This window comes from Dolichospermum sp. UHCC 0260 (assembly GCF_009711985.1).
GTDB lineage: Bacteria > Cyanobacteriota > Cyanobacteriia > Cyanobacteriales > Nostocaceae > Dolichospermum > Dolichospermum lemmermannii.
Window position 1 is genome coordinate 12,777 of record NZ_VIKZ01000018.1, and the last position, 20,923, is coordinate 33,699.

The window sequence follows — 20,923 nt, forward strand, 5'->3', positions numbered from 1 at the left end:
GAATTAAAAAGTTTTTCATACTTAGAAGTTACCCAAATCAATAGAAAATTGATATTAACTAAATTGCCAGCAGGTATACTGGTTAATATTTTTAATCCTATCACTGAGCCTACTAAAAGAATAGAAATTTAATTTAAGTGACTCATCAAGCACAAAAATACATCACTCAAACAATATTTTCTGGTAATCTTTCAATTGCAACAGTTGAACAACATTCCCTCAATAAATCACAAGCATCTGGCTTATCTAGATGTTTAAAGAATGATGCTATTAGTTATCTATACTCATCTATAGTTTCTGTAGGTGATGCGACTTCTAGTATCAATAGAAATTTTTTAACATGGGCTACTGTTAAGTTATATTATGCTACTTTTTATGCACTTAGATCTCTTTTATCTCTAAATGGTATTTGTATATTTTATGTGCGAAGTTCCCCTAGTAAAAATACACCATTTATTGTGAATGTACAAGCATCAGTAATTCCTAAGAAAGCTAAAATACCAGGAACACATAAACTGGTAATTGATACATTTAAAAAAAATAATATAGAACCTATTTTAATTTCTCAGCCGATTGAATTCCAAGAGCCATTAGAATGGTTAATGGAAAAACGAGAACAAGCAAATTATAAAATTGCTAAATTTTCTGAACCTCACGTACCTGAACACTTTAGAGGATGTTTTAAAAGTTTTTAATGTGTAAACAGACCCCTCTCCAAACCTCTCCCCTACCAGGGGAGAGGCTTTAAAACCCCCATTCCCTTGTAGGGAAGGGGGGGAGGGGGGTTAGGTTTTTGGAGATTATGGGTTTCATATAATACTTTTCAAACAACCTCTTAAAAAAATTATCAACTCGGGATTGAGAAGAGTAATCCATGAATATTTAAATGACTCTGTAAATTTATATTTATTTGATCCAGATCATGCCATTCTTGCATATCCTCTCAAAACTATCCAAATTACAGACAATAAAATTCTAGCAACAGGAAATATGGCTTTTGTTGAAGATGAAATTAAATATTTATGTCGATTATTTCATGATGACAAAGGACAAATTTCTGATATGTACAACTTCCTTATGAATAAAAAATAACCCCCTCTACTATAAGTATGAGGGGGGTTTACAAAACTTAATATCCGCCTTCTTCTTCGTATTCCACCTGTCGTTCCTTGACCTTTTTGGGAATATTCACAGGCTTAGGGGCATCATCCCAAGCATCAGTTTCGAGATCATCATCATAGTCATCATACTGGTCAGCGTAGGTCTTTTTAGCAGGCTTGGCTGCGGATCTGGGTGCTTCCTGATAACTATCTCTGACTGTTTCGTCACTCCAGTTATCTTCTTCATCTTCATCATACTGAATTGACTCGTAGGAACGGGCTTTCATGACTTGCCGCTGGGGTCTTTCTTCCTCTACGTAGTCTTCCGTCCATTCCTCCTCCTGGGCTATAGGTTCAGGAATGCGAACTTTTGGCCGGGGTGCTTGGAGGGGTACACCGCTAGGTAATTGATTGCTGGGGGCAACTGTGCGGGGGGCAGTATAGCCAAATTCCTCTTCTGCATCTCGTTCCCAAGGGGCTTTACCAATTCCCAGCCGTTCTAAAACGCCTACGGTTAATTGGTTTACTCTTTCTTCAGCACCTTCAAACACAATTAAGCGACTCGGACCAGTGCTGACAACTTCATCTATGGACAGTTCATAGGTACTCAAAAACTGGTCAGGAATTTGGGGTAATCCCAAAGAAGCAATGACGATAGAGTATATTTTACCCGTTTCGCCATTAAATTTAAAGCCTCTCACCTTGCCTAATACTTCACCTGTTTCCGTGATAACTTCCCAGTTCATCAGGTTACTGAGAATCTCTACTTCCACATCTTCGATGACATCCTCGTTATCAACTAAGATAACATCACCGATTTGGTTGATGGTGTTGAGATACATATTGCGAGGCAAACTAGAAATAGAGATGAGGCTGTCTCGCAGACTAAGTGCCACAACCTCTCTTTGATCAATATCAACCCAGATTTGACTCACGATACCTAACCGCTTACCGTTGTCGCGGGTGATTACCTGAGTGTTTAATATATCTGAACGTCTAACTATTTGTTCTGAAGTCATTCTATAGTTCTTCCTGTTCGCGTAGCGTGCCGTAGGCAATCTCGAATCCGGTTTATGTATATCACTATTTTTAACAGAAATTTGTCATTGGTCAGTTGTCAGTTGTCAGTTGTCATTGGTAAACTTTTTTCCTGTTTCCTGTTTTCTGTTCCCTGTTCCCTGTTCCCTGTCACCTAACTTAATACCCAAAACTTGAGTATATGCACCTCTGGCTGGAATTACGCCAATTGTGCGCTGTGTTGATTTTATCATCGGATGGCGCAAACTCACAACTATAAAGCTTGTTCCGCCTGTCGTTTGATCATTCTAGCTAATCATTCCACCTTTGTCCCATTTAAAAACATATCAACTTCGTAATTGTAGCTGGATATCCTGATAATACATTTCCACCAGAACAGCCGGATTTATTGATATTAATATCTTTCTTTAGAAGGAAGAAGTAAAAAATTTTATTTTTAAAATTATAAGTATAGCTGTTTGGAGCTAAACGAATATGGCTTTATACAAAATTGAAGACTTCACTCCTGACTCTAACTATGATAGTCCAGGGTTGGATGACAGTGAAGTTGAAAAGATTAAGCATTTTGATGTCTATTCAGACATAGATGATGATAAAGTTGGCACTATTAAATACATATTAGTAGATGATTCAGGGCGTTTGCGTTATTTAGTTGTGGACACAGGGTTTTGGTTTTTTGGTAGACAAGTATTATTACCAATTGGACGTTCCCGAATTGACTATGATAAACGTCGGGTGTACGCGAATAAGCTGACAAAGCAGCAGGTAGAAAATTTACCAGATTTTAAAGATTTGCAAGAAATTGATTACGACTATGAGGAACGGGTGCGGGGTGTTTATCGTCCACCAATAGCACAAGAACCTTTAGAGTCATCAACACCGCTAGAGTCACCGATAGCTGTAGATTCTCCACTAGTTTCTCATGAGCGCACAATAGTTACTCCTGCTGTTCCTGTTGAACGGAATACATATAGGTATGAGGAAGAACCAAATCTTTACAATGTGAATGAGCAGGATCACCAAAACCTGAAACTATATGAAGAACGTTTAGTAGCTAATAAATCTCGTGTGAAGACAGGAGAAGTAACTGTTAGTAAGCAATCATATACTGAAATGGTAACAGTTTCTGTACCTGTGCAAAGAGAACGTATAGTCATTGAACACACTGATGCAGAAACGGGTGTTAAAAATGTATCACTAACTGAAGCTGATTTAGGTGAAGGAGGAGTAAAAATCAAGAAAATAGTTGAACAGGATACAGTTGAAGCGGAAGATACTATTCGTCGTCAAGAATTAGACGTGACTCGGAATGATCAACGAGTAACTGAGAGAAGAAACTAAGAAACCTCGAAACAGCAGTTCTGCGTCTTGGGAAAATGGCTCTCACGGAGCGCTTCGCTATCGCCTATAAATTTCTTGATTTTGCGATAGCTTCGCTCGCCGCAGGCATCGCACTCAACTCAATACCAAAATATCACAATATTATCCGCTCCAATGATTCGTTAGGCTGTGTATGTGTCTTATTTCTAGCCAGTTAAATTTCTGCTTTGACTGCTTTTTCTAAACGATTAGTTTCATCTTTTGCATCTTTGAGTAAGTCATTCCAATTATCTGGAGGATGACCACTTTCCAGCATTTTCTTAAAAACTCTATAAGCGTCTGTGTTACTGTCATAGGATCGCTTAGAGTTCTCATCGTTAACCCAGGCGAAAACAATTATTTTGCTCTCTTGATGATATCGAAAAAACAGTCGGTACTGCTGAAAAAATTTAGCTCTAAACCAGTGCTTGTAATCGTCAACAAGCGTATTGCCTTGGCGATAATCACTACGTGTTGGGTCTTGAGGAATAACATCAAATGCCAGCTTTGCTATGGCAGATAGACGCTTTGTGGCGTTTTTTTTCTTGTATTCTTGAGGATACTTTTGACGCAAATGTTCAACCTGGGTCAGAAGTTCTTCAAACTGGTTAAGGAAGAGAGGATGAGCAAATATGTTCCACTCATTAATCACTAGCGGTTGATTTACAGACAAACTTATTCATCCTCATCAGAGAGTGGTGCATCAAGATCAAGATCGACTTCAGCAACCAAGGACTGAACACGGCTGACTAAATCAGAGCTAATGGCTTGTAAGTGCTGAGGATTCTTCTCGATATCTCTTGCAATAAAATTTAAAAACCGCTTCGCTATCGCACTTTATCAATCCAAACTACAAGCGATTCCTGCGGAGCGCTTCGCTATCGCACTGATAGCTGTAATGCTTACAGTTAAAAGATTACAAAATATCTATTTCCCAGTCTTCCAATTGTAGTTGGGGAATGCGTGAAAATTCTTTAGTATTATGGGTAACTAATATCAAATTATTCGCTAAAGCAATAGCCGCAATTTGTAAATCGTAAGCTCCAATAAGTGTTCCGTTAGCAGCAAGTTGGGCGCGAATTTTGCCAAAAATTCTAGCAGACTGGTCATCAAAAGGCAAAGACACAAATTGACTCAAAAATCCTTGCTGTAACGTCAGATTACGCTCTGGGTTAGCACTACGAATTGATCCGTAAAATAATTCACCCTTCACAACTGAACAAACAGCAATTTCTGAAAGTGGGATATTATCCAGCTTTTGTTTTAAATGAATGTTTTTGCCCTTGAGATAAATAATACAGGCATTAGTGTCTAGCAGATAAATCATCAAAATAGCTCTCTTTCTGCTTGTTCTGGCTGTGGATGTCTGATAAATGTTTCATCTTGAATACAACCATAAAAATCACTCAATTTTGTTGTTGTTTTTGTTGGTGATGCTGATTCATAAACAAGAATAATATCTAATTCCGTTCCTTCTGTTGTTTCGGGTAATTGAATTTGTAAAAGTCCATTTTTACCAATTAGCGATCGCACTCTCATACTGTGCATAACTATTTACCTCTTTTGAATATCTGTTCTTTAAGTTCTTGTAACAACATAGATAGCTCCTATGCTGGAGTCGTTGTCTAATATATGTTGTCTATTCAGTATATTATAAACGATCTTGCTTTATAAGTCTAATTTGAGCGATTCCTAGGTCGCGCTTCGCTATCGCACTTCATCAATCTAACCTATGAGCGATTCCTGCGGAGCGCTTCGCTATCGCACTTTATCAATCTAACCTGTGAGCGATTCCTGCGGAGCGCTTCGCTATCGCAATTTATCAATCTAACCTGTGAGCGATCGCCCTCAACTCAAAACCAAAACATCACAATATGTGCATATCAAAAAAGACTTGGTTGAAAAACAATCTCATTGATTCTACCTTGTGCCATTTGCTGATAACTTTCTACAAGCTCACATCCTATAAATCTTCTACCATTTCTCAGCGCAACTACGCCAGTTGTGCCAGATCCTACAAATGGATCAAAAACAAAATCTCCTATTTTTGTGGATGCTAATAAACATATTTCAACTAGGAGTTCAGGGTAAACAGCAAAATGAACATCTCTAAACTTTCCTAGAGGAATTTCCCAGACAGTTCTTTTGTTTCTTCCATTGGGATGGAATGCCTGATCCCATCTCCCATTATGTAAGTTAGAATTACCAGAATTTTTTCCGTTTTCTGGAGTTCCATTCCGTCTTCCCAAGTGACTTCTTCCTCCTTTCATTCTAGATTTATCTGTAAATGTAACATGAGGCTCTCTTATGGAATTAGCATCATAATAATATTCACTTGACTTAGAAAATAGAAATATATATTCATGCTCTGTAGTTGGTCTACTTTTTACTGAAGAAGGCATAGCATTAGGCTTTTTCCAAATTATATCACTCCGTAGAATCCAGCCATTGTCCTTAAGAGCAAAGGCTACTCGCCAAGGAACTCCAAGAAGTTCTTTATTCCTGTATGTATCTCCCAAATTAAGCCAGAGTAGTCCATTAGTTTTGAGCTTTGGTTTTACTGCTTCAAAACAAGCAACTATATTAGTAATATAATCCTCCAGCTTTGACTCCCTGCCTATCTCTTCTTCGTTTGCATTTTCGCCTGAATAATTCCTATGCCCAAAATATGGAGGACTCGTTATTATGCTCTGAATAAGATCATCAGGGATAAGACTTGCTGTGGTTCTCACATCTCCAAGTATGACCTTTTTATCTATTGTATCGTTGCTAATCATTATTCAAAATACCTTGAATATATCTATTCAAATCTATTTGTGATGCGTCATCAAATCCTATGAACTTATTTGGATTTACATTAAAGTGGTAAACTTTATCAATCTGATTATTGATATTTTCTAATTCAGAAATAGACCAATTAAGTGCCACAATAACAGCAACTATATAGTATTTACTCTCATCCTCCTTAAGTTCTCTAACCGCAGCTATTATGTCTCTTGTAAATATATGGGAATGTCCACCACCTTCAGTTTCTCTTGTCTTAATGGGTATTAGCAATGATTCTGGCAAGCTATTGTCTAAAGGCGTAAGCTTAACGGAAACATCAATAGTATGGTTGCCTATTTTAATTTGGCTTTCGGCAATGTCAATTTTTTTATATTTTCCGTAGTTGCTATATATAGAAAAATAATTTTGAAAAGCTGTAATTATGGCAGTTCGCACGCTAGATTCAAGATGATGTCCCTTAATACTTCGTCTAGATCCTTCAAGACGATCAATAATCACTTCTCGTACTGTGAGCCAACTGAAACTTTTTACATATGATCTGTATTCAAGTATTAATTCAACTAGAGTATCGGTTTCTGCAACTAATTTATCTATCTTTTCTATCTGTCTCATTCGAGAAATCAGTGGTGCTAATCTCTGTTGAGGAGCATCTCTAATCATCCAAGCAAAGAAAAAGAAACACGCCTTGTTATGTGGGTATACTCTTCCTATACCGTCAAACAGTAGAGGACGCTTTTCTTCAACCTCCTGATAGCAACCATTTACAATAGCAGTAAGATCATCTCTACCCGTTAGCATGAGAATTTCACTTAATTCTCGATGAGATCCTGTAACCTTTTTGGCTGTTTTCTCTACCCAATCATAAAAAGGCTTGGCTTGATCCGCAAGCCTAGAAAGCTCAACCAAACGAAAGTGAGTGACATCTACCTGATGAACTATAAGATCATTCACTTTTTAATCTTGTTTTTCTATCAATAAGTTTAAGTAAGTAGAGCATAGCATATAACGGGTAAACTGAGCGGCAAGCGATTCCTGCGGAGCGCTTCGCTATCGCACTTTATCAATCTAACCTACAAACGATTCCTAGGTCGCGCTTCGCTATCGCACTTTATCAATTCAACCTACAAGCGATCGCTGATTACGCTTCCCCAACAGGCGAACTCGCACTAATGAATAATCAAACTATCTCTGGTCATTTCTAAAAAATCATAGGTCAAAAACAATTCGATTATTTGAGTAATATTTTGTAGAAAAAGTTGTTCAATTTGTTTATTACTAATATTACCTGTCGTTATTAATAGTAGTTTGTAAGGCTCTTGTTTGATTAAAAAAGAATCTAAAAAATCTTTATCTTTGGTAATAACAATTCTCTGTTCCAGGATTGATAGTTTGTTGATTTCCGAATCTGGAGTTGCATTTTTTAAAGGAAGATTTTTGGTATGTATAACATCACAACCTAAGTTCTCTAATAAATTGGCAATTCGCATTGGTAATTGAGCATCAATCAAGAATTTCATGAAACTAATTGGAGGATACTTTTAACTTGAGTGAGTCGAGTAGCAAAGCTGAGAACTGCTAAAATGTCTTCGTATTCTAAATCATCATAATCTTCTAAAATATCATCAATATTCATGCCTGAACTCAAAAGTTCTAAAATCATTTCCACCGGATAGCGCAATCCACGAATACAGGGTTTACCATGACAAATATCATGGTTAATTGTTATTCTATTTAATAGAAGGTTATTCATGATATTTAGATGTTATGTTGGCACTAAATTAATTGTACTTGATTTTTCGAGTTCTATGACAATAGAAAAAAGCGAACTGAAAGTCACCGTTGCACGACTCTTACAGAGCGCAACGCTTACGCACTTTATCAATCTAACCTGTGAGCGATCGCACTTAAACCCAATAGGTGATTCCTACGGAGCGCAACGCTTACGCACTTTATCAATTTCTCACGCTGCTTTCGCTAGTGGCATGAATATTTCAACGGATTCAAACGGTACAGATATTTTGTCTTCTTCTGTCCGTTCAATTAATCCGAGTTCTTCCAGGCGATTTACGTCTGTGTGTACGTTTGAATAGTTTCTTTCGGCTGTTTTTGCCAGCGCGTAAATACTGCATGGCTCTATTTTGCTTAAAGTATCAAGCAAATCAAGTCTAGCAGGTGTTAGCTCACTAAAAAGTGATTTTGCAGATTCAAATGAAAGTCTAAAATTTACTGGCTTTCCAATTTCGGAGTCTTTAATTTGTTGACGAGCGGCTCGGATTGCAGAACCACCTTTGGCTACTTCAATAATTGCTTTCATGATTCACTCCAGGTTTCAATGTCTTTTTCAAAATCGTCAAGCAATTTATCAATGCTTGTGAATTTGTAATCTATTTCGTGTGAATTTATATGTTTATGATCTCCTTTTTGTGCGTTCGTTGTCATATCGAATTCTACATTTTCCATATCAATCTAACCTACGGCTAAACTAACAAGTCAAGGTTCTTGAGAAAGAGATAAGATACGCTGATATAGCCGGGGACTGATGCGAAAACCAGCCTGGTTGATCAAAGCATCCATCACAGGTTGAACTTGAGGGATAAGACTTCTTTGTTTAGCAACAAGCAGAATACCCAGAATACCAATAATAGGTATCCCAAGCCGGAGAGCTTCTTGCCGTCCCAAGCGTTCATCAATGAGCAAATCATCGGCTTGTAACTCAAGTGCCAAGGCTATAGCATTTGCTTCTCCAGCATCAAGTCCGCGTTCCTGTTGAAGCTGGTTAGCAAGTTGGGAGTTGTTAAGGAATTGGGTTTGAATCCAGTCCAGTTGGAGAATAGCTGAAATAGTAGGATTGCTGGCGGCTACCAATTCGCTGGCAACCACGTCAGGAATGATAACCTGATGGTAAATAGCTTTTAGCAACCCAAGATGATCAACAAGGGCAAGATTCGAGAGAGCAGAAGTATCACTAACGACAATCATAGCCAGCCCCGACTCCGCAAGTGTTCAACATCCTGCTCAAAGTCTTCCACATCGTAATGGACACAAATATTCCGATCTGCCAGCAGCTTTTGAAAGTTCATTATGTCTATTCCCGCAATTTTGCTGGCGCGGCTGAGGGAAATCCGCTGCTGCTGGAATAGGGCAATGGCTATTTCCTGAAGCCATTCACTCTGGTTAAAAGTTTCAGTTTTACTGAGGCTATCAGGTAGGTTCAGGGTAATTTGCATCAAGTTGTCCTCACGCAGTCACTTCTAATTTTAACTTTATCAATCCAACCTACGAGCGATTCCTACGGAGCGCTTCGCTATCGCACTTTATCAATCTAACCTACAAGCGATCGCACTTCATCAATTTAACCTACGAGCGCACTTTATCAATCTAACCTACGAGCGATCGCACTACAAGATCAGCGATCACACCAAATCAGATTGATGAATGAGCGTATTTTCATTCCATTCTCCACTATCAAATTTATCAAGAATATACTTAAGATTAGCTGGAATGTTCTGCGAAAGTGTAGTTAATTCTTCTTGACTGATTAATGATTCCTGTTTAGACACAGCAACTATTGTACTAAAGAATGAGATCTGAACTCCTATTCTCTTCCTTATGACAGAAATTTCATTTGTTTCTAAAGCATCATAAGTTTCTTTGATATTAGCCGCAATAGCAGCAGTTACACTAGCGCCAGCATCAGAAGACTTCTTACAAACAAGTGGTAAAGAGTTGATAGCGAGTAAACTTTCCGTAATGTTATTATAATTGCCTGATCCGCATTCCTCTAAGTATCGGATTGAGGTTAAAATCATGTTCTTGTAAAGCTTTTCACCTTGCTTCCATTCTCTGTCAATTATAAAGTACATTTTTGAAAATGTATTAGCCATAAGGGCACTCAAAGCTCGTTTAGATACTTTAGCATCACCAAAACGCTGGACAATTTTTTGTGCTATTTCGTCAGAATTTTTGTTTGACATATTAAACCCTTAAAAAGATTGAGATTAAAGCTTTACAGCAAATTTAGCAGTGGTCAGATGATTGTAACTTAATACCCAAAACTTGAGTATAAGCACCTCTAGCTTGAGTTACACCAATTGTCCGCTGTGCTGATTCTATCATCGGACGGCGCAAACTCACAACTATAAACTGTGCCTGTTCCGCCTGTTGTCTAATCATTCTCGCTAATCGTTCCACATTTGCCCCATCTAAAAACATATCTACTTCATCAAAGGCGTAAAATGGAGAAGGACGATAACGTTGTAGGGAGAAAATAAAACTTAATGCAGTTAAGGATTTCTCTCCCCCTGACATAGAAGCAAGACGTTGGACGGGTTTACCTTTGGGGTGTGCGACTAGGTTTAAACCACTGTTAAAAGGATCTTCAGGATTATCCAGTTGTAAATAACCGTCCCCATCTGATAAAATAGCGAAAATTGATTGAAAATTTTCGTTAACTGCATCAAAAGCTTCTTTAAATACTTTTTGACGTAACGTGGTAAAGTTCTCAATTCTTAATAATAATTCTGTCCGTTCCCCTTCCAAAGTCTCTAATTTTTCCGTAAGTTCTTGAAGACGACCTTGGACTTTATCATATTCTTCCAAAGCTAACATATTCACAGGTTCCATGGCCTGTAAGCGTTTACCTAAACTCCGTAATTCTTTTTGTAATTCTTCTAAATTAACTTTATTGGGAACTTCTGGTAAAGGACTGGGTAATTCTGCACCTAAATCTCGCAGTTGGTTTTGCAGTGCTGTTAAATCTTCCCGGCGTTTTTGTTGAGTTTCTTGCAGTTTCTCAATTTCCCATTGTAATTGTTGTTGACGCAATAAGAGCGATCGCAATTCTGTTTCTGCTGTATCCCGATTTTTCTTTTCTTCTCCTAAATTTTCTTCTAATTTCCGTAAATTAGCTTGATTTACAGTAATCAAATTACTCAATTCGACCACTTGACTATTAACTGTTGCTTGTTGCTGTTTTCCTGTGGTTTCTTCTTGTTGATATTGAATAACTCTGGTTTGGGATTCTTCTATTTTTTCTTGTAATCGTTGTTGTTGATTTTCGAGATTTTTTAATTGTTGTTGAACATCTCTTAACGCAGTTTCCCGTTGTTGTAATTCCTGTTCTTGGGTTTTAATGATAGCTTGGATTTGTTGCCATTCGCTGGGGGTTTGGGAAGATTCCAACTCAGCTAAAGTATGTCGTAATTGTTGTAATTGAGTTTCTTGTTCTGGTAATTCCCGATTTAAAACTTCTAACCGGGATTGTGCAGATGTAAATTTTTGGGTATTTTGGGAAAGTTGAGAACGAGTATTTTCTAACTGCGTTGTTAAACTCTTAATCTCTTTCTTTAACTGTTCTAAATATAATTGTTGTTCTCTCCGTCCTTGACGTGCTTCTGTTAATTCTAAAGTTAATGTTTTAGTGCGAGTTGCTAAAGTAGAAATTGCTTCTCCACAACGGTCTAAAATGCGATCAATATCTATTAAGCGAGATTTCAAATTAGCGACTTCCTGCGATTCTCCAGCTTCACCGCTATCAAAGCGTAAAGATGAACGTTGACTACTACTACCTCCAGTCATTGCCCCGCTAGTTTCTAATAATTCCCCTTGTAAGGTGACTATGCGATATAGTCCCATATTTTTCCGAGCTTGTGCCAGAGTCGCAAATACTACCGTTGCACCAAAAACATAGGCAAATACATCATGATAACGGCGATCGCATTCTACCAAATTTACCGCATAATTAACAAAACCATCAGCTAAACGCAGAGTTGCATCCTGGGTAAATTTCGGGACTTTAACCTTATTTAAAGGTAAAAAAGTTGCCCTTCCTGCCCGTTTTTGTTTCAACAGTTCAATTCCCGCAGATGCCACACTATCATCTTCAACGACAATATGCCCCAAACGTCCACCCGCAGCCATTTCCAACGCTGTTTGATATTTGGGATCTACCTTACCCAACTGCACCACTAAACCACATAAACCGGGCATTTCCGACTGTAAAATTACCTTACTTGCTTGTGTTCCTTGTATTTCCTGTTGCGCTTGAGTTTGTGCCTCTAACTTATCTAATTGACGTTGTTTATCTCGTTGTTCTTGTAAAAGTCGCTTTTGGGTATCTTGTTGAATTTGTAACTCTTGTTCCGTTGCAGCGAGATTTTCCGCTAAATTCTGAATAGGTTGAGTAGAAGCATTAAATTCCGTTTCCAAACTCACGCATTCAACTTGTTTTGCAGTTAATTCCGGTTCTAAAGTCGCAATTAACTGAGATTGTTCAGAAATCAATTCTTGTAATTGAGTATTGCGTTCCTGTAATTGCGCTTGTTCAGTGCGTTGGGGTTCGAGAATATGCAATAAAGATTCAATTTGCCGATTTAATGCCGTTTGTTGTTGTACCCAAGCTTCTGAAGCGGTTGCAATTTCCGCAGCAGCTTGACGAGAAGATTCTAAATTTTGTTGAGCGGTGTCACGTTCTGATTGTAGAGACGTTCCATGGAACGTCTCTACATTATGACTTTTTATAGCTTCCTCTAAAGCAAGTTGATATTGTTGAATTTCTTGATAAGTTTGATTTAATCGCTTTGTAGATTCTTGAATAGATGTTTCTAACTCCCGTTGTTGACGTTGGAGTTGTTTCCGTTCCGCTTCCTGAGTAGCGAGATTTGATTGAACAGACAGAAGTTCCTCTTCCCCCAAAGCCTTTACCCGGAGATTGAGTTGATCTAATTCAGTAGTTTTTTGATCAATTTGAGAATTAGTTATATTTAACTGAGTAGTAAAATCACTGAAATTGCGATCGCCCTCTTGAACTTGTGCAACCAGCTTTTCCTGCTGTGCTTGGAGAGAACGCCAAGATAACACAGATTCCCAAGACTGCTTTTGAATAAACTCAATTTTCAATAATTGATACTTTTCCGCCTTAGCCTTATCTTGAGACAGGCGATCGCATTGTATACTTAACTCAGTCTGAATAATCCGACAACTATCCTCCTTATCCTTCACCTCATCCAAAGTAGACCTAGCTTGGATAATCTTCCGATCATAAGTCGCCACCCCAGCCAACTCATCAATAATTTCCCGACGTTCCCGCGCATTCATCGAGATAATACTCGTCACATCCCCCTGCAACACTACATTATACCCTTCAGGATAAATCCGCAGTTCCTCCAAATCCTCATGTAACTCAGTCAAAGTACAAGCCACACCATTAATATAATAATTCGACGTGTACCCCCCCTGCTGAGACACCCGCAACCGCCGAGTAACACTCCACTCAGACGATTTTGGATTTTGGATTTTAGATTTTGGATTTTCCCCTACCTCCCCTACCTCCCCTACCTCCCCTACCTCCCCTACCTCCCCTACTTCCCCTACTTCCCCTACTTCCCCTACCTCCCCCACATCCTCCCTCTGTGCCTCCGCGCCTCTGCGAGAGACATCCGAAATATCAAAAGTCACAGTTACACTAGCTTCCAGCGCCGAACGCCCCTTATGTTTTTGGGCATTATTCACCAAATCCGGTAAACGTTCCGCCCGCATACCCTTAGAACTAGCCAGTCCCAAGCAAAACAGCAACGCATCCAGAATATTTGATTTTCCAGAACCATTAGGCCCAGATATGACAGTACACCCCGGTAGTAAAGGGACAGCAGTAGTCCCACCGAAGGATTTAAAATTGGTAAGTTCAACGCGCTTGACATATACCATGAGGCACTGGTTAACTGGAAACTGGGTTAAGCAAACAATTGTACCAATTATTTATCCTTTCGTGACTAGGAAAGAGGGGAAATTTGGTAATTGATATGCTGTGGGTTCTGGGTATTTAATTGGTCATACTCTAAATGTATGGCGACAATATATTTTAAACGAACCACAGAGACACAGAGGACACAGAGGGAAATACAAGGGGGTTGTTTACATCTGGTTTAAAATTGCTATATGTTAAGTTGCTCATAGATGTATTTATGGAAATTCAAACGCCAGATTGGGTTAAACACGCGGTTTTCTATCAAATCTTTCCTGATAGATTTGCCAGAAGTCAACGTTCCCGTCACAGCTTCTTAAATAATAGCAATTTGGAAGTCTGGGATGCACCACCTACATACCAAGGCTATAAAGGTGGTGATTTGTGGGGTGTGATAGAACGATTAGACTATATCCAAAGTTTAGGGGTGAATGCAATTTACTTTACACCCATTTTTCAATCTGCTAGTAATCATCGTTATCATACCCATGATTATTACCAAGTTGATCCCATGTTGGGGGGAAATCAGGCGTTACGAGAATTACTAGATGCAGCCCATTCACGAAATATCAAAATAGTTCTTGATGGCGTATTTAATCATTCTAGCCGAGGCTTTTTCTTTTTTCATGATGTGTTAGAAAATGGTTCTAATTCCCCTTGGGTAAATTGGTTTAAAATTCAAGATTGGCCGCTTGCCCCTTATGATGGTAGTTTACCCGCTAATTATGATGCTTGGGCGGGGATTCGCTCTTTACCAACCTTTAATCATGATCATCCAGATGTTAAAGAATACATTATGGAAATTGCTGAATATTGGTTAGAATTTGGCATTGATGGTTGGCGGTTAGATGTGCCTTATGAAATTAAAACTCCGGGTTTTTGGCAGGAATTTCGCCAACGAGTTAAAGGTATTAATCCTCATGCTTATATTGTCGGTGAGGTTTGGACAGATGCCCGTGAATGGCTTGATGGAACGCAATTTGATGGGGTATTGAATTATTTATTTAATGAGGCTGCCATTGCCTTTGCAGTAGGCGATAAAGTAGTATTAGACTTAGTTATATCTCAAGGTTATTCTCCCTATCCTGCCCTAGATGCGACTGAATATGCAGCCAAAATTCACAGTCTTTTAGAACTGTATCCTTGGGAAATTCAACTAACACAATTAAACCTTCTCAGTAGCCATGATACAGCCAGATTAATGAGTATTGCTGACAGTGATCAAGCAAGTGTAGAATTGTGTAATTTGTTATTATTCACTTTTCCCGGTGCGCCTAGTATTTACTATGGTGATGAAGTTGGTTTACCTGGTGCAATAGATCCCGATTGTCGGCGGGTTTTCCCTCCTGAATCTGACTGGAATCCCAAAATTTTAAATACTCATAAACAATTAATTGCTATTCGACAAAATTATCCGGCTTTGCGAATTGGTAAATACCAAGTTCTCTATGCAAAAGAAACAGTTTATGTATTTGCGCGAATTTTAGAAAGTGAAGAATTAATTATTGCTGTGAATGTAGGAACTGAAACTATTACAGTCAACCTAGATTGTAGTAGTTTACAAAGTCAACCAAATCAAGTTTTATTTGGGAATGGGGAAATTATCTGGAAAGAGGAAAATGTTTGTTTAATTATTCCTCCCCGTAGTGGCTTGATTTTGGGATAATTAAAAAATATTTATGCGTGATATTTTTTTGATGGTTGTGGGTAATCTAATTGCATAGGAGTAATGCTGAAATTGAGACAACAGCAATTTTTGATACATGGCTACTTCAGGGGATGATTATTTAGTTCAGCGCGGTAAGCAGATTGAGCGAAAGAAAAGAATTGTTACATATATTGGAATGGTTTCATTTGGTGGTTCAATGTTGTTTGGAGGGGTTAATACCATCAAACAGGCTTGGGAAAAACCTAAGCAAGCAGTAGTTCAATCGGCTGAAACTGAGTTGCAAAAACAGATTAAGGGGTATGAGTTAGTTTTGCAGCGTGAACCAAATAATCAAACTGCACTTGAGAAGTTGTCTATGATTCGATTGCGAATGGGGGATAATAAAAGTGCGATCGCTTTGATGGAAAGGTTGGTAAAATTACATCCAGATAGACAGGATTATCAAACTGTTTTAGCGAATACAAAGAAGACAATAGGAAAATAAAAATCATATCAGAATTGTTTATAATATAGTTTGATCGATATAAAACTATATCCCATCTTAGCTAACACCAAACATATTCTTCCAAAATGGAAAATTATGGACACCCTGAAACTTGCTCCTTTAACACAGTTACCAGATCATACTCAATTACCCTGTGAAGATGGAAATTTCGTGAAAAATTTCCAAGAACATCCTCAAAGTATTCTGTTAACAGAATCTATCTGGTCAAAATTACAAGCAATTCATCCAGATAAACAATTTTGCATAGGACAAGATAGCGGTATTTATTGGCGGATTACAGAACCACCAGAACGAGGTGCAGAAGCGCCAGATTGGTTTTATGTTCCTGATGTGCCACCGGCTCTAAATGGTCAAATGCGCCGTTCTTATGTGATGTGGCAAGAATTAGTTGCTCCCCTAATTGTCATTGAATTTGTATCAGGTAATGGTAAAGAAGAAAAGGACGAAACTCCATATCAAGGAAAATTTTGGGTTTATGAAAAAGCGATTAGAGTACCTTTTTACGGTATTTATGAAGAAAAGAAATCATCATTAGAATTATATCATTTAATCGAAGGACAATATCACCTGATGCCACCTAATGCAAGGGGTCATTATGTGATTGAAAAAATGGGTGTTGAATTAGGAATTTGGCAAGGAACATATAAAAATGTCGAGTTACCTTGGTTAAGGTGGTGGGATTTAGCAGGAAATTTCTTATTAACAGGAGAAGAACAAGCTGAACAGGAAAGACAACGGGCAGAACAGGAAAAACAACGGGCTGAACAGGAAAAACAACGTGCTGATAAATTAGCAGCGAAATTGCGAGAATTAGGCGTTGAATTTGATGATTGAGTAATCTTGATATGATGTAAAACCTCTATCCCGCAAGGAACTCAAGTTCCTTGCTAATAGCGAAAGTCATCTAAAGATGACTAAATATTAGGAAAGTTTATTAGTCCGTTTTAACGGACTTGAACTATGAGACTGGGAATTAATTCCCAGGCGGGTTATGGGTTTTACGTTAAGTTGACACCAATGAGCATTGTTGAACCCAGGTTGTTAAAAATATAGAGATATGTTTATACAGCACTTCCCGGTGTTATGAGGTACATATCTAGCGGGCAAGATGCCCGCACTACAAGAGTTTCATGATTCAAATTTGTACCTCATAAGAATAATTGTATCATAAAATATGGATAAATTATAGCAGGAGTCAAGGGATTGATACTGACATTTTCATGTCAATTGTAAAGATCTGTGAAAATTAACATTAGTATATCCAGAAAGTGATAGATTTCTGGAAATTGTGGGTACTCTCTATAGGTAGGGGTAATTGAGGGGGTTAAGGAGTGAAATAAGCGATCGCTTTGATGGAAAGGTTGGTAAAATTACATCCAGATAGAAAGGATTATCAGACTGTTTTGGCGGATGTGAAGAAGAGAATGGGGGAAGTAAGAGCGATACCGGCCGCGAGCGATGCTATCGCTCTCAGATTTGTTTACTATATAATCAGATGAATGTAATAGCTGGTAAGCAAGAAGAAAAAAATTTACTTCAGTCAGATCAACAACAACTTGATAATAGAAAAGAAGAAATTGACATTATGGATAATTCTAACTTATCAGCTTCATCGAAACTAATTTGTATAGATTTAGGATGTGGAACTCATAAAGCTGAAGGTTTTATAGGTGTAGATTTAGTTGCTGCTGATGGTGTAGATGTTATTGCTAATTTGAATGGACATTTTCCATTTCCAGATAATAGTGTTGATTTTATCAAAGCACATGATATTATTGAGCATCTGCCTGATAGAATCCACACAATGAATGAAATATGGAGAATATTAAAGCCAGATGGAATAGTTGACATTAGTGTACCATCAACTGATGGCAGAGGAGCATTTCAAGATCCTACCCATGTCAGTTTTTGGAATATTAATTCCTTTATGTATTATTGCCAAGAATTTCCTCCTTATTTAGCAGGTTGTCAAAGTCATTATGGTTTTAAAGGGGAATTTAGTATTGTTAGCATTGAAGAAATACATTCCCCAAATCAAGTTATTCATGTTCATGCTGTATTAAAAGCTATAAAATCAGAAGAAAATAACTATCAACTGAATTTAAAAAATATTAATTTTGTCATCTTCCCAGATTGGAGTCAATCTATAGAAGTAATATTTGCACAATTACTAAATGTATGTCAGTCCATTATTGATCACCCTAATAATAGTGATATTGCCTTACTTATTGATATCCAAAATACCAGTTTAGAAGATGCGAACTTCTTATTAGCAGATGTTGTACTTAATCTTTGTTATCAAGGAAATATAGAAACTGATGACGATAAATTACCACAATTTAATTTATTCAAAACAAATTCACGAGAAGAATATAAAGGCTTATTGCCAATTTTACACTCTAGAATTATTTTAGAAAGTGAAAACAAAGAATTTATTAATCAAATAGGATTAGAATTACCTTGTTGGACTTTAGAAGAGATAATCAAAAATTCACTAGATATAGAAAAATTAAACCTATTAGATCAGCTACAATATAATACGCTGCCACAACAAAAAGAAAGTAGCTTATCCAAAGCTTATCAAAAATTTGCTGAACAGAAATTTCCTCAAGCCATCGAATTATTTAAACAAACAATCATTGAAAATCCTCAATTTTCTGAAACTGGGTTAATACCCTTAGCTCATAGCCTAATATTAGCTAATGATTGGGAAGAAATTTCCAGAAATTTACCGCCAGGTATTAATTATTTACAGACTTCTGGATGGTTAAATTCTTTATATTCAGGAAAACCTATTAATCAAGAAGCAAAACCTATTCCTTGGTACACTTATCCTGCTATAGAATTTATTGAAAATAAAATAGATAGTGATTTTCGTATTTTTGAATATGGTAGTGGGAATTCGTCTCTTTGGTGGTCGGAAAGAGTAACACAAGTAATTTCTATAGAAAGTGATGCAAACTGGTTTGGATATATCAAAGAAAATATGCCTTCAAATGTAGAACTATATTTGATTGAAGATGATTTAAAATATGCTTCTGCTATTAATCAATATGAAGATCATTCCTTTGATGTAATTATTGTTGATGGTAGCAATAGAAATCAATGTGCAGAATTTGCTATATCCAAAGTCAAAAATCAAGGATTTATCATTTTTGATAATACAGATGATCACAGACACGCACCAGGTGTGGAAAAATTACAAGCATCTGGATTTATCAGGATTGATTTTTATGGAATGATTCCTAGTTACCTTTATAAAAACTGTACTTCCATCTTCTTTAAAGATGTTAATCTTTTGTCAAGAGGAGGATTACCTAGCGAAAAACGCTCTTGTTTAGGAAGATCATGTTTTCAAATTACCAGTCCTGTAATTGCAATTTAAAAAGGAAAATTTAATGCTTGAGCTAAATTTAAAAGATATAAATTTAATAATCTTTCCAAATTGGAATCAATCTAGAGATATAATATTTGAAGAGTTGGTAAAAGTATGTAAAACTATTATCAATCATCCAAACACTAGTGTAATAAATCTACTAATTGATACTAACAACATAGATTTAGAAGATGCACAATTTTTATTAGCAGATGTATTGCTAAATATTTGCTACGATCAAAATTTAGAAAGTGATGATAATAATTCACCAGAATTTAATTTGCTAAAAATTAATTCATTAGAAGAATATAAAGGTATATTGCCACATTTGTATTCTAGAGTTATTGTAGAAAATGAAAACAAAGAACTTATTAATCAAATAGGATTAGAACAGATACCTGCTTATACGTTGGATGAGTTAAATACTAAGTGTATTCATATAAGTAAGGATCAAAGCCTGATATCACAACAGGTTGAAAATGTAAATAATATACCTTTTCATAATGTTATTGTTAGACCAAATCCAGATGATGATAATCCTCTTTGGCAATACTTTTGTAACAACCAAAAAAGATTAATTTATAAATGGCATCAATATTTTGATATTTATCATAATCATTTTTCTCGGTTTCGAGGATTACCTATTAAAGTCCTAGAAATTGGAGTAGCACATGGTGGTTCTCTTCAAATGTGGAAAAGTTATTTTGGCGAACAAGCATATATTTATGGAATTGATATTGATCCAAGATGCAAACAATTAGAAGAAGAAAGAGTTGAAATTTTTATTGGTAGTCAGACAGATAAGTAAGTCGGCCCAATAAAATCGATATATGTTTAGTTTTGTAAAAACCGTGAAACACCCTATTTATAAGGTATTCGTTAATTTATATTTCGTTACATAGATTGATTCTTTAACGCCGGCCTACTTAGAGATTTTCTGCAATATGTAAGAAATACAATAGGAACAGTTGATATTATTATTGACGATGGTGGCCATACAATGGAACAACAAATATGTTCGTTTGAAGAATTATACCCGGCAGTTCAAGAAAGAGGAGTATATTTAGTTGAAGATTTACATACAAGCTACTGGTCAGGATATGGTGGTGGCTATAAAAAAGAAGGTACTTTCATTGAGTATGCTAAAAATTTCATTGATCAACTTAATGCTTGGCATTCACAAGATCACGAACTAACACCATCTTATTTAACAAAAACTTGTACTGGACTTCATTTCTATGATAGTGTGTTAGTAATTGAAAAGTATCCAAATCATTATAAACCAAAGACATCAATGACAGGAAAGTTTTCTTTTTAATTAGAATTTTTACAATTACCTAAGAATAAA

The 20,923-nt window shown here is 36.9% G+C and carries 24 protein-coding genes and 1 pseudogene; 9 read left to right on the forward strand and 16 right to left on the reverse strand.

What is annotated here, in order from left to right; genetic code table 11:
- Positions 1-137: 137 nt before the first annotated feature.
- Positions 138-695: a hypothetical protein gene (locus FJR08_RS08955; RefSeq protein WP_168632926.1), complete on the forward strand. Its 558-nt coding sequence runs from the start codon at positions 138-140 to the stop codon at positions 693-695.
- A 163-nt stretch (positions 696-858) separates the two neighbouring features.
- Positions 859-1,092 (forward strand): hypothetical protein, encoded by a 234-nt coding sequence (locus FJR08_RS23175; RefSeq protein ID WP_217357495.1) that lies wholly within the window; start codon positions 859-861, stop codon positions 1,090-1,092.
- A gap of 37 nt (positions 1,093-1,129) precedes the next feature.
- On the opposite strand, the gene FJR08_RS08960 is transcribed toward FJR08_RS23175, so the two are convergent.
- Entirely contained in the window at positions 1,130-2,119 is a 990-nt protein-coding gene (locus FJR08_RS08960; protein ID WP_168632927.1) for a PRC-barrel domain-containing protein, read from the reverse strand.
- A gap of 105 nt (positions 2,120-2,224) precedes the next feature.
- Positions 2,225-2,472: pseudogene (locus FJR08_RS08965) on the reverse strand (hypothetical protein); the annotation flags it as partial.
- Positions 2,473-2,612: 140 nt separating this feature from the next.
- Between FJR08_RS08965 and FJR08_RS08970 the strand changes: the two are divergent.
- Complete coding sequence (locus tag FJR08_RS08970) at positions 2,613-3,479, forward strand: DUF2382 domain-containing protein (protein WP_168632929.1); 867 nt, start codon at positions 2,613-2,615, stop codon at positions 3,477-3,479.
- Between the two features lie 193 nt (positions 3,480-3,672).
- On the opposite strand, the gene FJR08_RS08975 is transcribed toward FJR08_RS08970, so the two are convergent.
- The 14 genes from FJR08_RS08975 to smc all read right to left on the reverse strand — a co-directional run bounded on the left by FJR08_RS08975 (position 3,673) and on the right by smc (position 13,988).
- The gene (locus FJR08_RS08975; RefSeq protein ID WP_015080103.1) at positions 3,673-4,170 is read right to left on the reverse strand and encodes a type II toxin-antitoxin system YhaV family toxin; all 498 of its coding nucleotides are present in this window, start codon (positions 4,168-4,170) and stop codon (positions 3,673-3,675) included.
- A 2-nt stretch (positions 4,171-4,172) separates the two neighbouring features.
- Positions 4,173-4,328: a type II toxin-antitoxin system PrlF family antitoxin gene (locus tag FJR08_RS08980; RefSeq protein ID WP_083881508.1), complete on the reverse strand. Its 156-nt coding sequence runs from the start codon at positions 4,326-4,328 to the stop codon at positions 4,173-4,175.
- Positions 4,329-4,413: 85 nt separating this feature from the next.
- A complete protein-coding gene (locus FJR08_RS08985) occupies positions 4,414-4,824 on the reverse strand; it encodes a type II toxin-antitoxin system VapC family toxin (protein ID WP_168632930.1) in 411 nt (136 codons plus the stop codon).
- Positions 4,824-5,045, reverse strand: coding sequence for a hypothetical protein (locus tag FJR08_RS08990; RefSeq protein WP_168632932.1), 222 nt, complete (start codon positions 5,043-5,045; stop codon positions 4,824-4,826). Before FJR08_RS08990 ends, FJR08_RS08985 begins: the two co-directional genes overlap by 1 nt.
- A gap of 335 nt (positions 5,046-5,380) precedes the next feature.
- Entirely contained in the window at positions 5,381-6,274 is an 894-nt protein-coding gene (locus tag FJR08_RS08995; protein WP_168632933.1) for a site-specific DNA-methyltransferase, read from the reverse strand.
- Positions 6,267-7,235, reverse strand: coding sequence for a hypothetical protein (locus FJR08_RS23180; RefSeq protein ID WP_217357496.1), 969 nt, complete (start codon positions 7,233-7,235; stop codon positions 6,267-6,269). Before FJR08_RS23180 ends, FJR08_RS08995 begins: the two co-directional genes overlap by 8 nt.
- Positions 7,236-7,450: 215 nt before the next feature.
- Positions 7,451-7,801: a DUF5615 family PIN-like protein gene (locus FJR08_RS09005; protein ID WP_168632935.1), complete on the reverse strand. Its 351-nt coding sequence runs from the start codon at positions 7,799-7,801 to the stop codon at positions 7,451-7,453.
- Positions 7,798-8,034, reverse strand: coding sequence for a DUF433 domain-containing protein (locus tag FJR08_RS09010; RefSeq protein ID WP_015080100.1), 237 nt, complete (start codon positions 8,032-8,034; stop codon positions 7,798-7,800). The genes FJR08_RS09005 and FJR08_RS09010 overlap by 4 nt, the downstream gene beginning before the upstream one ends.
- A 210-nt stretch (positions 8,035-8,244) precedes the next feature.
- On the reverse strand, positions 8,245-8,598 hold the full coding sequence (locus tag FJR08_RS09015; protein WP_168632936.1) for a MarR family transcriptional regulator: 354 nt from the start codon (positions 8,596-8,598) through the stop codon (positions 8,245-8,247).
- Positions 8,595-8,744 carry a DUF6516 family protein gene (locus FJR08_RS24230; protein ID WP_323294517.1) on the reverse strand — a complete coding sequence of 50 codons (150 nt, stop codon included), beginning with the start codon at positions 8,742-8,744 and terminating at the stop codon, positions 8,595-8,597. Before FJR08_RS24230 ends, FJR08_RS09015 begins: the two co-directional genes overlap by 4 nt.
- A gap of 30 nt (positions 8,745-8,774) precedes the next feature.
- Positions 8,775-9,263: a DUF3368 domain-containing protein gene (locus tag FJR08_RS09020; RefSeq protein ID WP_168632937.1), complete on the reverse strand. Its 489-nt coding sequence runs from the start codon at positions 9,261-9,263 to the stop codon at positions 8,775-8,777.
- Positions 9,260-9,511, reverse strand: a complete 252-nt coding sequence (locus FJR08_RS09025; RefSeq protein WP_168537962.1) for a UPF0175 family protein — start codon at positions 9,509-9,511, stop codon at positions 9,260-9,262. The genes FJR08_RS09020 and FJR08_RS09025 overlap by 4 nt, the downstream gene beginning before the upstream one ends.
- Positions 9,512-9,697: 186 nt before the next feature.
- Entirely contained in the window at positions 9,698-10,258 is a 561-nt protein-coding gene (locus FJR08_RS09030) for a hypothetical protein (RefSeq protein ID WP_168632938.1), read from the reverse strand.
- Between the two features lie 43 nt (positions 10,259-10,301).
- Positions 10,302-13,988 carry a chromosome segregation protein SMC gene (gene smc, locus FJR08_RS09035; protein ID WP_168632939.1) on the reverse strand — a complete coding sequence of 1,229 codons (3,687 nt, stop codon included), beginning with the start codon at positions 13,986-13,988 and terminating at the stop codon, positions 10,302-10,304.
- A gap of 257 nt (positions 13,989-14,245) precedes the next feature.
- On the opposite strand from smc, the gene FJR08_RS09040 reads away from it, so the two are divergent.
- From FJR08_RS09040 to FJR08_RS09070, 6 genes are all read left to right on the forward strand, one after another.
- Entirely contained in the window at positions 14,246-15,691 is a 1,446-nt protein-coding gene (locus FJR08_RS09040) for a glycoside hydrolase family 13 protein (RefSeq protein WP_168632940.1), read from the forward strand.
- 97 nt (positions 15,692-15,788) lie between these two features.
- The gene (locus tag FJR08_RS09045) at positions 15,789-16,178 is read left to right on the forward strand and encodes a M48 family metallopeptidase (protein ID WP_168632941.1); all 390 of its coding nucleotides are present in this window, start codon (positions 15,789-15,791) and stop codon (positions 16,176-16,178) included.
- 96 nt (positions 16,179-16,274) lie between these two features.
- Positions 16,275-17,033 (forward strand): Uma2 family endonuclease, encoded by a 759-nt coding sequence (locus FJR08_RS09050; protein WP_168632942.1) that lies wholly within the window; start codon positions 16,275-16,277, stop codon positions 17,031-17,033.
- A 661-nt stretch (positions 17,034-17,694) separates the two neighbouring features.
- Entirely contained in the window at positions 17,695-19,584 is a 1,890-nt protein-coding gene (locus FJR08_RS23185) for a class I SAM-dependent methyltransferase (protein WP_254435720.1), read from the forward strand.
- Between the two features lie 13 nt (positions 19,585-19,597).
- A complete protein-coding gene (locus tag FJR08_RS09065; protein WP_168632943.1) occupies positions 19,598-20,383 on the forward strand; it encodes a hypothetical protein in 786 nt (261 codons plus the stop codon).
- A 192-nt stretch (positions 20,384-20,575) separates the two neighbouring features.
- Complete coding sequence (locus FJR08_RS09070) at positions 20,576-20,893, forward strand: hypothetical protein (RefSeq protein ID WP_168632944.1); 318 nt, start codon at positions 20,576-20,578, stop codon at positions 20,891-20,893.
- Positions 20,894-20,923: the final 30 nt, after the last annotated feature.

Coding starts and splice junctions, on each gene's coding strand:
- FJR08_RS08960 (WP_168632927.1), bottom strand. CDS start 2,119: ATGACTTCAGAACAAATAGTTAGACGTTCAGATATATTAAACACTCAG.
- FJR08_RS08970 (WP_168632929.1), top strand. CDS start 2,613: ATGGCTTTATACAAAATTGAAGACTTCACTCCTGACTCTAACTATGAT.
- FJR08_RS08985 (WP_168632930.1), bottom strand. CDS start 4,824: ATGATTTATCTGCTAGACACTAATGCCTGTATTATTTATCTCAAGGGC.
- FJR08_RS08990 (WP_168632932.1), bottom strand. CDS start 5,045: ATGCACAGTATGAGAGTGCGATCGCTAATTGGTAAAAATGGACTTTTA.
- FJR08_RS08995 (WP_168632933.1), bottom strand. CDS start 6,274: ATGATTAGCAACGATACAATAGATAAAAAGGTCATACTTGGAGATGTG.
- FJR08_RS09005 (WP_168632935.1), bottom strand. CDS start 7,801: ATGAAATTCTTGATTGATGCTCAATTACCAATGCGAATTGCCAATTTA.
- FJR08_RS09010 (WP_015080100.1), bottom strand. CDS start 8,034: ATGAATAACCTTCTATTAAATAGAATAACAATTAACCATGATATTTGT.
- FJR08_RS09015 (WP_168632936.1), bottom strand. CDS start 8,598: ATGAAAGCAATTATTGAAGTAGCCAAAGGTGGTTCTGCAATCCGAGCC.
- FJR08_RS24230 (WP_323294517.1), bottom strand. CDS start 8,744: ATGGAAAATGTAGAATTCGATATGACAACGAACGCACAAAAAGGAGAT.
- FJR08_RS09020 (WP_168632937.1), bottom strand. CDS start 9,263: ATGATTGTCGTTAGTGATACTTCTGCTCTCTCGAATCTTGCCCTTGTT.
- FJR08_RS09025 (WP_168537962.1), bottom strand. CDS start 9,511: ATGCAAATTACCCTGAACCTACCTGATAGCCTCAGTAAAACTGAAACT.
- FJR08_RS09030 (WP_168632938.1), bottom strand. CDS start 10,258: ATGTCAAACAAAAATTCTGACGAAATAGCACAAAAAATTGTCCAGCGT.
- smc (WP_168632939.1), bottom strand. CDS start 13,988: ATGGTATATGTCAAGCGCGTTGAACTTACCAATTTTAAATCCTTCGGT.
- FJR08_RS09040 (WP_168632940.1), top strand. CDS start 14,246: ATGGAAATTCAAACGCCAGATTGGGTTAAACACGCGGTTTTCTATCAA.
- FJR08_RS09045 (WP_168632941.1), top strand. CDS start 15,789: ATGGCTACTTCAGGGGATGATTATTTAGTTCAGCGCGGTAAGCAGATT.
- FJR08_RS09050 (WP_168632942.1), top strand. CDS start 16,275: ATGGACACCCTGAAACTTGCTCCTTTAACACAGTTACCAGATCATACT.
- FJR08_RS23185 (WP_254435720.1), top strand. CDS start 17,695: ATGAATGTAATAGCTGGTAAGCAAGAAGAAAAAAATTTACTTCAGTCA.
- FJR08_RS09065 (WP_168632943.1), top strand. CDS start 19,598: ATGCTTGAGCTAAATTTAAAAGATATAAATTTAATAATCTTTCCAAAT.
- FJR08_RS09070 (WP_168632944.1), top strand. CDS start 20,576: ATGGAACAACAAATATGTTCGTTTGAAGAATTATACCCGGCAGTTCAA.